Source organism: Neoalteromonas arenosi, from assembly GCF_030362855.1.
GTDB lineage: Bacteria > Pseudomonadota > Gammaproteobacteria > Enterobacterales > Alteromonadaceae > Alteromonas_E > Alteromonas_E arenosi.
In genome coordinates this window covers 339,900-355,848 of sequence record NZ_JAUCBP010000002.1, presented here as the reverse complement: position 1 = coordinate 355,848, position 15,949 = coordinate 339,900, and the positions used below count along the sequence as shown (strand labels likewise).

Sequence of the window (15,949 nt, the reverse complement as noted above, 5' to 3'; positions counted from 1 at the left end):
TATTGTAGGCAAATTTATCAGACTACCCACTAATAACAATGGTTTATACGTGTTTTCTTGTCTACTGGGCCATTTTAACCGAAATTGGTTGACCTTTTGCTTGTTTCTTCATCAACCGCTTGGTGCGATCAACGACGTCACCCACCAATTGACCACACGCCGCATCGATGTCATCACCGCGCGTTTTTCTCACCATAACAGTAAAGCCGTAACTCATGAGAACTTTCGCAAAACGGTCGATACGCGAGTTGCTCGAACAAGTATAAGGTGATCCTGGATAAGGATTAAAAGGGATCAAATTGATTTTACTCGGTGTATCTTTCAATACCTTAGCCAATTCATGTGCCTGATCAGTACTGTCATTGATTTGATTGAGCATAACGTACTCAACGGTGACTCTGCCCTGATTTGCTTTACTTTTATCTAAGTAACGACGCACACCTGCAAGGAAGGTTTCGATATTGTACTTTTTATTAATCGGTACAATTTCATCACGCAATTCGTCATTCGGGGCATGCAGTGAAATTGCTAAGGCAACGTCGATTTGATCGGCCAACATATCAAGTGCTGGGACAACACCTGAAGTACTCAATGTCACGCGCCGTTTAGACAAGCCGAAGCCAAAATCATCGAGCATGATATCCATCGCTGGCACAACGTTTTTCAAGTTGAGCAATGGCTCCCCCATGCCCATCATCACGACGTTAGTGACCGGTCGTTGGCTTGAGTCGTTTGATAGACCCAATGTAGTCGCCACCCGCCATACTTGGCCAATGATCTCAGCGACTGACAAGTTGCGATTAAACCCCTGTTGAGCCGTCGAACAAAATGTGCATTCCAGTGCACAGCCCACTTGCGAAGAAACACACAACGTGGCACGGTCAGTTTCAGGGATCCAAACGGTCTCGACTTCTTGACCACCGGCTAGTTTTAACGCGAACTTGATCGTCCCATCGGTGGCATTCTGCTGGTATGCAATCTCAGGTGCTGTAATTTCGCACTGCGCCTTTAACTTGGCACGCAGAGACTTGTTGAGATTGGTCATATTGTCAAAATCATCTTCACCATGTTGATAAATCCACTTCATCAATTGGTCAGCGCGAAATGGCTTTTCACCGATTGAGGCAAAAAAGTCACGTAACCCCTGCCGATTAAAGTTGAGTAAATTGACTTTCTTCACGTCACTCTCAACCGTGTTTACGCCGGCGGTTTGCTGTTGTGGTGATTGGCTATTTGACATATTAATCGTCTCCTAGAATACGCAAAAAGGGAGCGATAAGCTCCCTTTATCGATTCCGTTACGCGCTTAGCGAGTGCGTGGGCAAATCTCTTCTTCTGAGAAGAAGTAAGCAATTTCGCGAGCGGCTGACTCTGGTGCATCAGAGCCGTGAACGGCATTTTCGTCAATTGACTCAGCGTAGTCAGCACGTAAAGTACCAGCAGTCGCTTCTGCAGGATTAGTTGCGCCCATGATTTCACGGTTGCGAACAACAGCGTTTTCGCCTTCAAGTACTTGCACCATAACTGGGCCAGAAGTCATGAAGTTTACCAATGCAGTGAAGAAAGGACGCTCTTTGTGCTCAGCGTAAAAACCTTCCGCTTGCTCTTTGCTCATGTGTACCATTTTAGAGGCAACAATACGCAAACCTGCTGTTTCGAAACGGTTGTAAATAGCACCGATAACATTTTTAGCAACTGCATCAGGCTTAATGATTGAAAAAGTACGCTCGAGAGCCATGCTCTATCTCCGTAAACTGGTTAATAAAAATTTCGGCGCGGATTATATGCAATTCTGGGGCAAAAACCTAGTGCTGAACTCAGATTAATTCAGTTGGTCATCTTGCCAGAACTTGGTGCCTTTCACCGTCGCTTGCAGCGCCAGACCGCTTTCGGTCAGGGTATAAACACTCACATCGCCATAGTAGGCTTCAGCTTCCACTGAACCGCCTTTTTCGCCAGCCTTTGCGGCTGCATCAGCGTTACCACCAAAAGTCCAGCCCGACTCGACAAACTGATTAATGGCTTCTTGGGTATGGAACACCATGATAATGCGATAGTCCTTAACACCTAACCCGAAACCAACACCGCCTTCAGCCATGTTCATAAAAGTACGCTTACCCGTTGCGCGATTTTCTACCACGCCATAGCCGGTGCCTGCCGCCATAAAAATAAGATTCACATTGGCATTTGAAAAGACTGCGTAGCCTTCAGCACTATTAATTTGAGCTCGAGTATCAGGCTTTTCTGCATACAATTTCTGCAGTGTTGTATTGCGCATATCCAAAATAGCCGTACGCTTTTCAGCAACGCTACCTTGCCCCATCGATGCACAGCCACTAAGAAGTGATACCAATAAGAATGAGGTTAACAGCTTATACATCGCAGTCTCCTTAGCGCGATTAATGATCTTCGCTAGCGTGGTTGATTGTGTATTTGGGTATCTCTACTACCAAGTCTTCGTCCTTGATTATAGCCTGACATCCCAATCTTGATTCAGGCTCTAATCCCCACGCTTTGTCAAGTAGGTCATCTTCTAGTTCATCGCTCTCATCCAGCGAGTCAAAACCCTCGCGAACAATCACGTGACAGGTGGTACAGGCACAGGATTTTTCACACGCATGCTCAATACCAATTCCGTTTGAAAGTGCAACGTCCAGCACTGAGGTTCCAGTATCGCCTTCTAGCACTGCGCCATCTGGGCAAAGTTCAGGGTGTGGCAAAAAAATCACTTGAGGCATTATTCTAACCTTAATTAAATTTGTTCAACGGATTGGCCTGCCAAGGCAATATTAATCGACTTATCCATACGGCGCTCGGCAAAAGTTTGACTGGCTTTGTCGACGTTTTCGATAGCCACCTTAATCGCATCTATATCGGCATTTGCTGCGACGTTTTCAAGTACTTGCATTTGCTGTTGAAGATTAGCTAACTCTTCGGCACTTAATAAGTCTGCATCCACAGACAAGGCAGCATTCAACGCCTCAAGTACCCGAGCAGCTTCCACTTGCTGCTCCTTGAGCATACGCGCCTGCATGTCTTGTTTGGCATTCGACATGGAGTCTTTCAACATGCCTGCGATTTCACGCTCTTCTAGGCCATAGGATGGTTTCACTTGGATATCTGCACTTACTCCAGAAGACTTCTCCATCGCAGTAACGCTTAACAAGCCATCGGCGTCAACTTGAAACGTTACCCGAATATGTGCCGCACCGGCTGCCATCGGAGGGATCCCTGTCAGGGTAAAGCGTGCCAGTGAACGACAGTCATCAACCAGTTCACGCTCGCCTTGAACCACGTGAATCATCATCGCCGTTTGGCCGTCTTTAAAGGTAGTAAATTCTTGTGCCTTCGCAACAGGTATGGTCGTGTTGCGCGCAATAATTTTCTCGGCTAAGCCACCCATGGTCTCAATACCCAAAGATAGTGGTAGTACGTCGAGCAGCAGCATGTCCGTATCGGGTTTGTTACCGACTAGAATATCCGCTTGCAAAGCGGCACCAATTGCCACGACTTTATCCGGGTCAATCGATGTCAGCGGCGGTTTAGCAAAAAACGTCTCCACAGCTTCTCGCACTGCAGGGACGCGTGTCGAACCACCGACTAAGACAACCTCTACAACCTCGTCTTTACTGACATCCGCGTCTTTTAACGCGCGTCGACAAGCGCGAATAGTTTTTTGAATCAAAGGCTGAATCAATGCTTGTAGCTGCTCGCGGCTGATTTCGACCGCCGCGAACTCGTCACTGTCTATTTCAAGCACTGCAGTATCATGTTCACTCAGAGCTTCCTTCGCTCGCTTTGCAGCGGATACCAACGCTCGATAGTGACGTTTTTTGTCACTTTCGCTTAAGCCTAATTGCGTCGCAACAGCATCTGCCAATGCATGGTCAAAATCATCACCGCCTAGTGCCGAATCGCCGCCAGTACTGAGTACTTCAAATACACCGCGACTCAGACGCAATACAGATATATCAAAGGTTCCGCCACCCAAATCATAAACCGCAACAATGCCTTCTTGACCGCTATCTAGACCGTACGCCAACGCCGCTGCTGTCGGTTCATTGAGCAAGCGCATAACATCAAGACCCGCAACTGCTGCAGCATCCTTTGTCCCCTGACGTTGGGCATCATCAAAATAAGCAGGGACAGTAATTACTGCCTTGGTGACTTCATCGCCAAGGGTTTTTTCTGCTCGACCGCGTAATGACGCTAAGATGTCAGCTGACACATGAATGGGATTTTTGATCCCTTGTTGCGTTTTTATTTGCACATTCTGTGCGCACTCAGAAGCAAATTCATAAGGTAAATTTGGCCAGGTGTGCAACACATCTTCAACGCTCCGACCGATAAAGCGCTTGACTGAAATGATCGTGTTTTTCGGATCATGTGCTGCGTTTTCATAGGCCTTATAGCCAACAATGGTATTGTCCTGACTGTACTGCACAGCAGAGGGTAACAAGTGACGTTCTTGCTCATCTGCAAGTGTTTCTGCTTGCCCACTGCGAACAGTAGCAACTAATGAATGTGTCGTGCCAAGGTCAATTCCTATCGCTAACTTACGCTGATGGGGCGCAGCGCTTTGACCGGGTTCCGCAATCTGGAGTAATGCCATATAGTCGTTTCTATCTCGTTTTGTCGTTAAGAAAAGAATTGCTCTTCTTTTTCCATCACTTCTGCATGCAACTTGTCGATAAACTTAATCTTGCGGAGTAAATCTGCCGCGGCTTGGTCACTCTGCGCAGACTGCTGCTCCAATTCGCGCTGGAGCGCTTGATAAAGTTGCTTGTGTTGTGCCTCAATGATCTCGTGTAACTCTTCGATGACCTCTTCCCCGCTATCGGCAGTGACATCAGCGAGCATCTCACGCCATTCCATCTGCTGCATCAAAAAGTCCATATCTTGCATGGTTTGGGTTTCGCCAGCTAATTCAATGCCACGCAAACTCAGCAGGTGTTCTGCCCGCCGTGCAGGTGATTTTAGAACGCTGTACCCATCGCTGACGAGAGAGTTTTTCTGCAGAGCTATACGCTGCTGCTGTTGTCCTTGATCAGCAAATCGATCCGGATGAGTCAGGCGCTGTAATTCTTGGTAGGTTTGCGATAAAGCTGCCAAATCCAATTCGTAGGTAACTGGCAGCCCAAATAATTCGAAATAGTTGGTCATAAGTCTGGTTAAACGTTAAAGCTTTCACCACAACCACATTCACCATTGGCGTTGGGGTTGTTAAACTGAAATCCTTCGTTTAAACCTTCTTTGGCAAAATCCAATTCAGTGCCATCAAGATAAACTAAGCTCTTACCATCGATGATAATTTTCACACCGTTGCTTTCAAACACTTCATCGTCGGCATTGAGCTCGTCTACGAACTCAAGCACATACGCCAACCCCGAACAGCCGGTCGTCTTAACGCCAAGGCGCAAGCCAATTCCACTACCGCGATTTTGTAAAAATGTTTTGGCTCGCAACGCCGCGGCGTCGGTTACGGTAACACCAGAATACTCTTGAACTTCGCTCATTACACTTATGATTTATGTTTACTTTTATAGTCTTCGACCGCAGCTTTGATTGCATCTTCAGCCAAAATAGAACAGTGAATTTTCACTGGTGGAAGTGCTAACTCTTCAGCAATATCGGTATTTTTAATCGACGTTGCTTCGTCAATTGATTTACCTTTCACCCATTCGGTTACCAAACTGCTAGATGCAATCGCAGAACCACAACCGTAGGTCTTAAATTTGGCATCTTCAATAATCCCGTTTTCGCCAACTTTTAGTTGCAGCTTCATTACATCACCACACGCTGGAGCACCAACCATTCCGGTCGCTACACTTGGGTCATTCTTGTCAAACGCGCCCACGTTACGTGGGTTTTCATAATGGTCGATTACTTTATCGCTATACGCCATAACTTTTGCCTCTTAAAAATTGCTCTGCTGTACCAAACTCTTGCGTATTAGTGGTGCACCCACTCAACGCTTTCAAGGTCGATACCTTCTTTATACATATCCCACAGCGGTGACATTTCACGCAACTTATCTATCGCATTGCGTATAACATCGATGACATAATCGATTTCAGCTTCAGTAGTGAATCGTCCCAAACTGAATCGGATTGAGCTGTGCGCTAATTCGTCAGTTAATCCCAATGCGCGTAAAACATAAGAAGGCTCAAGACTCGCTGATGTGCAAGCAGAACCTGATGAAACGGCCATATCTTTCAATGCCATGATTAATGATTCTCCTTCAACGTAAGCGAAGCTCACATTGAGGTTAGCGGCTACGCGCTGTTCCAGATCGCCATTGATAGTAACCGCTTCAATGTCTTTTATGCCGTCCCATAAGCGGTTGCGCAGCATTAATAAACGTTCGTTTTCCGTTGCCATCTCTTCTTTTGCAAGTCTAAACGCTTCACCCATGCCGACGATTTGATGGGTTGCAAGTGTCCCAGAGCGCATGCCGCGTTCGTGACCACCACCGTGAATTTGAGCTTCAATACGCACCCGCGGTTTACGACGCACGTACAAAGCACCGATACCTTTCGGACCATAGGTTTTGTGGGCAGAGAACGACATTAAGTCGACTTTTAATGTCTGCAAATCGATAGGCACCTTACCTGTACTTTGCGCAGCATCAACATGAAATAAAATTTTGCGAGCACGACAGATTTCACCAATTGCAGCGATATCCTGAATAACACCGATTTCGTTATTAACATGCATTATCGAAACGAGCACTGTGTCGTCGCGCATTGCCGCCTGCAATTTGTCCAAATCGACGATACCGTTTGATTCAGGCTCTAAATAGGTCACCTCAAAGCCTTCACGCTCAAGTTGACGACACGTATCAAGCACAGCTTTATGCTCAGTTTTCAGGGTAATAATGTGCTTACCACGCTTGGAGTAAAAATGTGCTGCGCCTTTAATTGCAAGGTTATTTGATTCAGTTGCACCACTGGTAAAAACGATCTCACGCGGGTCTGCGTTGACCAAGTCGGCAATGTGATTACGCGCCTCATCAACGGCTTCCTCGGCAACCCATCCGAAACGGTGCGAACGAGAAGCTGGATTACCGAAGTTACCTTCGTTGGTAAGGCAATCTGCCATCTTCTTGGCCACTCTAGGATCTACCGGTGTAGTTGATGAATAGTCTAAATAAATCGGTAGTTGTACCTGACTCATGTAATTTGCTCCAGTTACAGCTGTAAGCTGACTTCAATTTCGTTAATTAATGTAGATGCTTTGCTCTTGCATTTGTCTTGGCGGTCCGCGATACGTTTTACTTCGCGTTTTGCCATTAGTTCACCGAGACTAATGCCGTCGAGAAATAAACTGATGCGTTCGCTGAGGTCGTGCCACAAGCTATGGGTTAGACACTGCTCGCCACCTTGACAGTCCGACTGCCCCTGACAACGGGTGGCATCGACTGTTTCGTCAACAGCGCGAATAACTTCACCAATTGCTATTTCATTCGCGTCGCGCCCCAGCAAATAGCCGCCACCCGGTCCTCGAACACTGTCAACTAACTGCCCTTTGCGCAGTCGAGCAAACAGCTGCTCTAAATACGACAATGAAATCTCCTGGCGTTCAGAGATATCTGCTAATGGCACCGGGCCCTTCGCTGAATGTAACGCTACATCAAGCATTGCAGTGACCGCATAGCGACCTTTTGATGTCAATTTCATGCGACTTTCCCATCGTTCAATTGCCGCGAATTGTTACATAACCTACTAAAACAGTCAAGTATTTATCCGAGTGTTTTAGTCAGGTATAGAGACTTATATTTTGGGGTCAAAGGCATCGTCTGGTGAGTCTTTACTGTCCTTTACTTTCGGCTTCAAGCCCGTATCAGCAAAGTCCTCGACCGTTAAACTGTGCAATGACTTAGTACATACATTGCCCCCCATTGCTTGAATAGCCGTGCACATTTCTTCAACTTTCTTGTCCATGATGTGAACGTGTTCCAACATGACCCCCATTGCGTTCGCGACTGGATCGGGGTTATCCGCAGAGACGGCATATGCGTCAAAGCCAAATTTCTGTGCTATTTGGCTGCGGCGTTGTTGATTCGCGGCTTGCGATTCAGCATTTGCTTGTGGTGCTTGGATAATCCGTCCGGGAATACCAACCGCCGTAGCGCCGGCCGGAACATCTTTAACAACCACCGAGTTAGAACCCACTTTTGCGCCCTCGTGCAGCACAATTGGGCCGAGCACTTTAGCGCCCGCTCCAATCACCACATTGTCTTTCAGTGTAGGATGTCGCTTGCCCGCTTTCCAAGTAGTACCACCTAGCGTAACACCGTGATAAATGGTCACGTCATCGCCGATTTCAGCAGTTTCGCCAATCACAACGCCCATACCATGATCGATAAAAAATCGGCGTCCCAATTTCGCGCCTGGATGAATCTCTATACCGGTAAGCCAACGTGAAAAGGTGCTGACTGATCGCGCAAGCCACTTCCAATTGCGACGCCAGAGCTTATGACTTAAGCGATGAAACCAAATGGCGTGTAACCCCGGATAGTTGCTTAATACTTCAAAAGTTGTCCGCGCAGCAGGATCGCGATGAAAAACACTGGCTATGTCTTCCTTTATTCGAGCAAACATAACTAACCCTCTTTGCGGTCGTCTGACTGAGACGCTGAAGTAGCATTAGCATCAGGCACGGACTTATCAATGGATGATAAAATCCCGCGCAAAATATTCAGTTCTGCCGATTCAGGTCGAGCGCGATTAAACAAACGTCGCAGTTTAGTCATGACCATGCCCGGATGATTTTTTACAATAAAACCGGTTTTTGTCAGACTTTGCTCAAGGTGCTGGTAAAACTTTTCAAGGTTTTCATTGAGCGGATATTCTTGCTCTACCTCGGGGTACTCATTTTGACTTAAGTGCGCCATGCGGATTTCGTAGCACAGTGTTTGCACTGCAGCGGCCAAGTTTAACGAACTGTATTCTGGGTTTGCGGGAATGCACATGTGAAAATGACATTGCTGCAACTCTTCGTTAGAAAGCCCGTTGTTCTCGCGTCCAAACACGAGTGCGACTGGATACTTCGCCACTTCTTGCACCAACTTCACGCCGCAATCACGTGGCCCTAACATCGGCCAAGAATGCGTGCGTGAACGCGCCGAAGTACCCACTACCAAACCACAATCAGCTACAGCCTCTTCTAGCGTGGCAACTGTCTTAGCATTGGCAAGTACATCACCGGCTCCTGCTGCAAGTGCGCTGGATTTGCCGTCGGGCGGTGATACTGGATCCACTAAGACTAATTGACTAAGCCCCATGGTTTTCATCGCTCGGGCCGTGGAACCAATATTTCCTGTATGAGAAGTGTTAACTAAAACTATCCGGATGTTCTCTAGCATTGCAGTCTCTACCGTTAAACGCAGCACAAATCCAATCAAATGAGCCGTCAAAAAATCGCGCGAGATTTTAGCATATTAGGCACGGCAAAGCAGTTCGAATTGAACTAAGCTGAAACCAGAGAATATAAAGCCATTGCAAAAAAGCGTCGTTCTGTTAGGATGCGCGCGTTTTTTGCCCAGAAACCGACGGTTGCGGGCCTTTCTCGTTCTTTGACAACTGATGGTGAATAATATGCATCCAATGCTAAATATTGCGGTGCGCGCAGCACGCGTGGCCGGTAACATTATTGCGCGGGGTTTTGAAAACCGCGACGACTTAGATACACAAGCAAAAGGTAAGAACGATTTTGTCACGAAAATCGATAAGGAAGCTGAGCAAGCCATCATCAGTAAGATCAAACAATCTTATCCAGATCACGCGTTCTATGGCGAAGAAAGCGGTAAACAGGGCGACGATGAAACTTTCACTTGGATTATCGACCCGCTAGACGGCACGACTAACTTTATCAAAGGTATTCCTCACTTCAGTGTCTCTATTGCGCTGTTGCACAAAGGTCGTCTAGACCAAGCAGTGGTCTTTGACCCAATTCGAGGCGAATTATTTACCGCCAGCAAAGGTGCAGGTGCACAGCTAAATGGCTACCGTATTCGCGCGTCGAAAGCTAAAGATCTTGATCAAACTATCTTGGGCACAGCTTTCCCATTCAAGCAGCCAGAACAGCTAGAACAATACACGCGACAATTTACGCAAATCTTTAGTAAAGCGGGTGACATTCGTCGCTCAGGCTCTGCTGCCCTAGACATGGCTTATGTTGCCGCAGGGCGACTTGACGGTTATTGGGAGCGCGGTGTACAACCATGGGATATTGCCGCCGGTGAGTTACTCGTGCGTGAGGCTGGTGGCTTAGTCACTGATTTTGCCGGTAACAACGACCCGCTCTACGCTGGCGAAATGGTTGCTGGAAGCCCACGTGTCGTTCAGCAGTTAGTAAAGCACTTAAAATAAAACTGTCTTTCGCAAACAAAAATCCCCGCACAAGCGGGGATTCTTTTATGCTCCAACGATGCGATTAGGGCATCGCATCAAACTCTTCACCTTCTTTTTCGACCTGCGGCGGCATCAAGTCTTCTTTGCTGATACCCAATGCCAAAGCGACAGAACTGGCGACATAAATTGACGAGTAAGTACCGATAATCACACCAAACAGCAATGCTGTAGCAAATCCGTGAATTAACGCACCGCCTTTGAAAAACAGCGCTAACAATACCAATACCGTTGTTAATGAGGTGATAATGGTACGGTTGAGTGTTTGCGTAAGTGAAATATTGATAATTTCCTCTGGCGTGCCTTTGCGCACTTTACGGAAATTTTCGCGAATGCGGTCCGAGACAACGATGGTATCGTTGAGTGAATAACCTATTACCGCGAGGACCGCTGCGAGTATAGTCAAATCAAACTCTAGCTGTAGCACAGCAAACAAACCTAGAGTGATGATAACGTCGTGGGCCAAAGCGCCTACTGAACCCAGTGCGAAACGCCATTCAAAACGCATTGCGACATAAATCAAGATACAGATCAGAGCGACTAACATTGCCAAACCGCCCTGTTCGGTCAACTCTTCACCAACGTTTGGCCCAACAAACTCGATGCGACGCATATCAACGTCAGTGCCGCTGGCGCGCAACGCCACTAAGATTTGATCGCCGATAGTCTCGGCATTGATACCTTCACGAGGTGCAACGCGAATCAACACATCTTGGCTACTGCCAAAGTTTTGCACAATGGCGTCGCCGAAATCAGCGGCATTGAGCAATGTGCGAATTTGACTCAAGTCAGCCGCTTCAGCATAACCCACTTCAATCAAAGTACCGCCGGTAAAATCCAACCCCCAATTGAGCTTGTTAACACTCAAGGCTACAATTGAACCAATGACCAAGATTGTTGAAAGTACCATCGCAGGAACGCGCAGTTTCATGAACTGCACAGTGCTGGATAATTTAAGTAACTGCATAATTTATCTCCTTAAATTGCCAGCTTTTCAACGCGACGCCCACCCCAAATGAGGTTGACTAACGTACGAGTTACCACAATCGCAGTGAACATCGATGTTGCAATACCAATCATCAACGTCACTGAGAAACCTTTGATCGGTCCAGTACCTACGGCAAACAAAATCAATCCCGCTATAAAGGTCGTGATATTGGCATCCAAGATGGTTGAGAATGCGCTGTCAAATCCGTGGTGAATCGCTTGTTGTGGGCTGCGACCATCGCGAATTTCTTCACGGATCCGTTCAAAAATAAGCACGTTCGCATCAACTGCCATACCGACCGTCAAAACGATACCTGCCATTCCCGGCAGCGTAAGCGTAGCGCCTGGAATCATCGACATAACCCCAACGATCATTATGATGTTGGCGACCAAAGCGATGTTCGCAACCACACCAAACGCCTTGTAGTAAATCAGCATGAACAACAGAACGAGGGCCATGCCCCATTTGATTGCCGTCATACCCAATTCGATGTTTTCTTTACCGAGACTTGGTCCCACGGTACGCTCTTCAACAATTTGTATTGGCGCAATTAGAGCACCGGCGCGCAATAAAAGCGCTAAGTCACGTGCTTCAGCAGGGGAATCTAAGCCTGTGATACGGAACGAACTGCCCAGTTGCGCTTGTATCGTCGCCACGTTGATGACTTCGCGCTCTTCAACAAAAATGGTTTTACCTTCAGAATTAACTTTATCCGTGGGCTTAAACTCGATAAAAACTGTCGCCATTGGCTTGCCGATATTGCCTTTGGTGCCGCGCGACATCATGCTCCCACCCTCACTGTCGAGTGAGATGTTCACTTGAGGTACACCATATTCATCTACACCGCTATTAGCATCAATGATATGACTGCCCGACAACATGATACGCTTTTCGAGTAATTGCGGGATTCCCTGTCGATCTTCAATTAATTCAGAACTCGGCGGAACTCGCCCGTTTATTGCGTCGCGAATATCGTTGCGCTGGTCAACCATGCGGAATTCCAATGTCGCAGTAGCGTTAAGAATTTCTTTGGCCTTAGCAGTGTCTTGAATACCGGGCAATTGCACAACAATCCTATCTGCGCCTTGCTTCTGAACCAAAGGCTCAGCAACCCCTAACTGGTTAACCCGGTTACGAATAATCGTGATGTTTTGGTTGACCGCATAGTCTTTGATTTCAGCTAAACGCAGCTCACTAAAAATGGCTACAAGGCGCAAATCACTGCGCTCTTCAAAGGTGAAATCCCGGTTGCGGTTTTTCAAGAAGAACTCTGCAGAATCCAGCGTCTCTTGGTCACGGAAAACAATTTCAATGGTGTTTTCACTTGCCCGGACAGTGCGGTAACGCAAACCTTCCTCGCGCAATGCAGTACGAAAATCGCCTTGTGCGTCCTCAATGGCTTTTTCAAGCACAGAATTCATGTCCACTTCCATCAAAAAGTGCACACCACCACGCAAATCAAGCCCCAACTTCATTGGTGCGCCACCTATAGACGCTAACCATTCTGGTGTATCAGGGGCTAAGTTCATCGCTACGATGTAATTATCACCGAGCGCCGTTTGCAACGCATCTCGCGCTGCTAATTGCGCGTCATTGTCAAACACACGAACCAAAATGCGATCATTTGCCGATTCTATGCGTTTCACATCAATATCGGCTTGCGCCAAGCTTTGACTGACTTGCTCAACAGTTTGTTGATTCACTTGCGCATCGCGGTCAGCGGATATTTGTACGGCGAAATCCTCACCGTAAATATTGGGCAACGCATACAAAGCACAACCGAATACTACGATTAATACCAGTAAGGTCTTCCAAACAGGATTTTGATTTAACACAACGTCATTCCTTGGTGATGAGCGGCATAACCGCCCATCAATCGATTAGATAGCTTTCATTGTACCTTTCGGTAAAACCGCGGTAACCGCCGCTTTTTGCACAACAATATTGTTAGTTTCATTCAGTGAAACTTCGATAAAGTCTTTGTCTTCACTCACCTTAGTAATTTTTCCTACTAAGCCACCTTGAGTGAGTACTTCATCACCTTTACTCAGTGACGCAACTAGATTCTTATGCTCTTTAACGCGCTTTGCCTGTGGACGATAAAGCAAGAAATAAAAGATTAAACCGAAAACCACCAGCATGATGATCATCTCAAAACCACCGCCTTGCTGAGCGCCGGCTGCCTGTGCGTGTGCGTTAGATATAAAAAAGCTCATAAACTTCCCCAGTTATTTATTGTTCTAGTGCCGGAACCGGCATATTTTTCTTTGCGTAAAAATCTTCGACAAATTCATCAAGCGTATTGCTCGCGATGGCTTCACGCAGACCTTCCATAACGCGTTGGTAATAACGCAAGTTGTGAATGGTGTTCAACCGTGCACCGAGTATCTCATTGCACTTGTCTAAGTGATGTAAGTATGCCCGAGAATAATTTTTACAAGTGTAACAGTCGCAATTTTCATCAAGTGGACGTGTATCGGTCTTGTGTGCGGCATTGCGGATCTTAATAACCCCTTCTGTAACAAACAGATGGCCGTTTCTGGCATTACGCGTTGGCATTACACAATCAAACATATCAATGCCACGGCGTACGGCCTCGACGATATCTTCGGGCTTACCAACGCCCATTAGATAACGCGGTTTTTCTGCCGGAATTTTCGGCGCCGTATGCTCAATGATGCGGATCATGTCTTCTTTCGGCTCGCCGACTGACAAACCGCCGATGGCATACCCGTCAAAATCGATTTCCAGTAGCCCTGCTAGCGAAATATCACGCAGATTCTCATACATACCGCCTTGTACGATACCGAATAATGCCGATGGGCTGTCCCCGTGCTCGTCTTTACTACGCTTGGCCCAGCGCAATGACAATTCCATCGATAAGCGCGCTTCCTGTTCGGTCGCGGGATAAGGCGTGCACTCGTCAAAGATCATCACGATGTCTGAACCAAGATCGCGCTGCACTTGCATAGATTTTTCCGGTGTCAGAAGGATTTTTTCACCATTAATTGGCGAGCGAAAAGTAACACCTTCTTCAGTAATTTTGCGTAAATCACCCAGCGAGAACACTTGGAAACCGCCACTGTCCGTTAATATTGGCTTTTGCCAATGCATGAAATCATGCAAGTCACCGTGTTCTTTGATAATTCCGGTGCCTGGACGCAACATTAAATGAAAGGTATTGCCAAGACAGATATGTGCACCCGAAGCATCGAGCTCTTCCGGCGTCATGCCTTTTACTGTGCCGTATGTGCCTACGGGCATAAAAGCGGGCGTCTCTACTACGCCGCGTTCGAACACTAGTTGGCCGCGCCGCGCGCCACCATCAGTGTTTAACAGTTCAAACTGCATACTTGTTCCGCTGTTATATCGATAACCAATTTTGGGGCGCGATTATACCAGTTATGTTAAGAACTTCATGTGTTATCGGCTTTTTCAATAAACATTGCGTCGCCGTAACTGAAAAAGCGATATTCTTCGGCAATTGCTTGTTCGTATGCAGCCATAACGTGGTCCCTTCCGGCAAAGGCTGAAATCAACATCATTAGGGTTGATTCGGGTAAATGGAAGTTGGTGACCATGGCATCAACTACGTTAAAACGGTAACCGGGATATATAAAGATTGATGTATCGTCGAAAAACGGCTGAATTTCACCGCTCGCAGCGGCAGTTTCAAGGGAACGAACTGAAGTCGTTCCAACCGCAATCACACGCCCTCCCGCTTGTTTTGCGCGTTCCACAGCATCAACCACATTTTGTGGTATCTCGGCATACTCTGCGTGCATTTGATGCTCTTCAATATTGTCAACGCGGACCGGCTGAAAGGTTCCTGCACCAACGTGCAAGGTTACAAATGCAATGTTAACCCCTTTTGCTCTAATCGCGTCTAGCAAAGGTTCGTCAAAGTGTAATCCTGCAGTAGGTGCAGCAACTGCCCCTGGCTTTTCGCCGTAAACTGTTTGATAGCGGGATTTGTCTGAGTCTTCATCAGGGCGGTCAATGTAGGGTGGTAATGGCATGTGGCCATAATTTTCCAACGATTCCAATACTGATTCACCGCCGTGAAATTGTAATTCAAACAACGCCCCTTGACGACCGATGACTTCGACGTCGATTGCGTCTTCCAAGCGGATCATAGTGCCGGGCTTGGGCGCTTTGCTGGCTTTTACGTGGGCTAATGCGCGCTGCGATTCGGTGATCCGTTCAATCAAGACTTCCACTTGGCCACCGGTTGATTTTTTACCCAACAAGCGCGCGGGAATAACCTTGGTGTTGTTGAATACCAAAAGGTCATCGGGCTTAAGCAAGTTTAAGATGTCGGTAAATTGGCGGTGGGCGACTTCACCACTGTTGCCATTGAGGCACAACAAGCGGCTAGCAGTACGCTGCTCGGTAGGATACTTAGCGATCAAGCGCTCAGGGAGTTCAAAGTGAAAATCGGCCAATTTCATAACAGTATGCTCGCTACACGTTATCGTGCATAAAAGGGTTGCTTAAATGGAGCGGGATTTTACGTATGAAGCGCAATACTGGCAATGCGTTTTTGATA

18 protein-coding genes are annotated in these 15,949 nt (G+C 47.1%); 1 reads left to right on the top strand and 17 read right to left on the bottom strand.

Annotation, left to right across the window (positions count from 1 at the left end):
* Positions 1-61 precede the first annotated feature (61 nt).
* The 12 genes from rlmN to trmJ all read right to left on the bottom strand — a co-directional run bounded on the left by rlmN (position 62) and on the right by trmJ (position 9,367).
* A complete protein-coding gene (rlmN, locus tag QTP81_RS03610) occupies positions 62-1,240 on the bottom strand; it encodes a dual-specificity RNA methyltransferase RlmN (protein ID WP_289363780.1) in 1,179 nt (392 codons plus the stop codon).
* Between the two features lie 66 nt (positions 1,241-1,306).
* A complete protein-coding gene (gene ndk, locus QTP81_RS03605) occupies positions 1,307-1,738 on the bottom strand; it encodes a nucleoside-diphosphate kinase (protein WP_289363779.1) in 432 nt (143 codons plus the stop codon).
* An 84-nt stretch (positions 1,739-1,822) separates the two neighbouring features.
* Positions 1,823-2,380 (bottom strand): lipid-binding SYLF domain-containing protein, encoded by a 558-nt coding sequence (locus tag QTP81_RS03600; protein WP_289363778.1) that lies wholly within the window; start codon positions 2,378-2,380, stop codon positions 1,823-1,825.
* A gap of 19 nt (positions 2,381-2,399) precedes the next feature.
* On the bottom strand, positions 2,400-2,738 hold the full coding sequence (fdx, locus tag QTP81_RS03595; protein WP_289363777.1) for an ISC system 2Fe-2S type ferredoxin: 339 nt from the start codon (positions 2,736-2,738) through the stop codon (positions 2,400-2,402).
* A gap of 14 nt (positions 2,739-2,752) precedes the next feature.
* Positions 2,753-4,612, bottom strand: a complete 1,860-nt coding sequence (gene hscA / locus QTP81_RS03590; RefSeq protein ID WP_289363776.1) for a Fe-S protein assembly chaperone HscA — start codon at positions 4,610-4,612, stop codon at positions 2,753-2,755.
* Positions 4,613-4,638: 26 nt separating this feature from the next.
* On the bottom strand, positions 4,639-5,163 hold the full coding sequence (gene hscB, locus QTP81_RS03585) for a co-chaperone HscB (RefSeq protein WP_289363775.1): 525 nt from the start codon (positions 5,161-5,163) through the stop codon (positions 4,639-4,641).
* Positions 5,164-5,171: 8 nt separating this feature from the next.
* Positions 5,172-5,516, bottom strand: a complete 345-nt coding sequence (gene iscA / locus QTP81_RS03580; RefSeq protein ID WP_289363774.1) for an iron-sulfur cluster assembly protein IscA — start codon at positions 5,514-5,516, stop codon at positions 5,172-5,174.
* A 5-nt stretch (positions 5,517-5,521) separates the two neighbouring features.
* Complete coding sequence (iscU, locus tag QTP81_RS03575; protein WP_289363772.1) at positions 5,522-5,905, bottom strand: Fe-S cluster assembly scaffold IscU; 384 nt, start codon at positions 5,903-5,905, stop codon at positions 5,522-5,524.
* Positions 5,906-5,952: 47 nt separating this feature from the next.
* Positions 5,953-7,176, bottom strand: a complete 1,224-nt coding sequence (locus tag QTP81_RS03570; RefSeq protein WP_289363771.1) for an IscS subfamily cysteine desulfurase — start codon at positions 7,174-7,176, stop codon at positions 5,953-5,955.
* A 14-nt stretch (positions 7,177-7,190) separates the two neighbouring features.
* Positions 7,191-7,679, bottom strand: coding sequence for a Fe-S cluster assembly transcriptional regulator IscR (iscR, locus tag QTP81_RS03565; protein ID WP_289363770.1), 489 nt, complete (start codon positions 7,677-7,679; stop codon positions 7,191-7,193).
* Between the two features lie 93 nt (positions 7,680-7,772).
* On the bottom strand, positions 7,773-8,603 hold the full coding sequence (cysE, locus tag QTP81_RS03560) for a serine O-acetyltransferase (RefSeq protein WP_289363769.1): 831 nt from the start codon (positions 8,601-8,603) through the stop codon (positions 7,773-7,775).
* 2 nt (positions 8,604-8,605) lie between these two features.
* Positions 8,606-9,367 carry a tRNA (cytosine(32)/uridine(32)-2'-O)-methyltransferase TrmJ gene (gene trmJ, locus QTP81_RS03555; RefSeq protein ID WP_289363768.1) on the bottom strand — a complete coding sequence of 254 codons (762 nt, stop codon included), beginning with the start codon at positions 9,365-9,367 and terminating at the stop codon, positions 8,606-8,608.
* Between the two features lie 232 nt (positions 9,368-9,599).
* On the opposite strand from trmJ, the gene suhB reads away from it, so the two are divergent.
* Positions 9,600-10,373 carry an inositol-1-monophosphatase gene (gene suhB / locus QTP81_RS03550; RefSeq protein ID WP_289363767.1) on the top strand — a complete coding sequence of 258 codons (774 nt, stop codon included), beginning with the start codon at positions 9,600-9,602 and terminating at the stop codon, positions 10,371-10,373.
* Between the two features lie 64 nt (positions 10,374-10,437).
* Here suhB and secF read toward each other — a convergent pair whose 3' ends face one another.
* The 5 genes from secF to queA form a co-directional block, all read right to left on the bottom strand.
* Positions 10,438-11,379, bottom strand: coding sequence for a protein translocase subunit SecF (gene secF / locus QTP81_RS03545; RefSeq protein ID WP_289363766.1), 942 nt, complete (start codon positions 11,377-11,379; stop codon positions 10,438-10,440).
* A gap of 11 nt (positions 11,380-11,390) precedes the next feature.
* Entirely contained in the window at positions 11,391-13,235 is a 1,845-nt protein-coding gene (gene secD, locus QTP81_RS03540) for a protein translocase subunit SecD (protein ID WP_289363765.1), read from the bottom strand.
* Between the two features lie 45 nt (positions 13,236-13,280).
* Positions 13,281-13,616, bottom strand: coding sequence for a preprotein translocase subunit YajC (gene yajC / locus QTP81_RS03535; protein WP_289363764.1), 336 nt, complete (start codon positions 13,614-13,616; stop codon positions 13,281-13,283).
* A gap of 16 nt (positions 13,617-13,632) precedes the next feature.
* Positions 13,633-14,751, bottom strand: coding sequence for a tRNA guanosine(34) transglycosylase Tgt (tgt, locus tag QTP81_RS03530; protein WP_289363763.1), 1,119 nt, complete (start codon positions 14,749-14,751; stop codon positions 13,633-13,635).
* 65 nt (positions 14,752-14,816) lie between these two features.
* On the bottom strand, positions 14,817-15,851 hold the full coding sequence (gene queA, locus QTP81_RS03525; RefSeq protein ID WP_289363762.1) for a tRNA preQ1(34) S-adenosylmethionine ribosyltransferase-isomerase QueA: 1,035 nt from the start codon (positions 15,849-15,851) through the stop codon (positions 14,817-14,819).
* Positions 15,852-15,949: the final 98 nt, after the last annotated feature.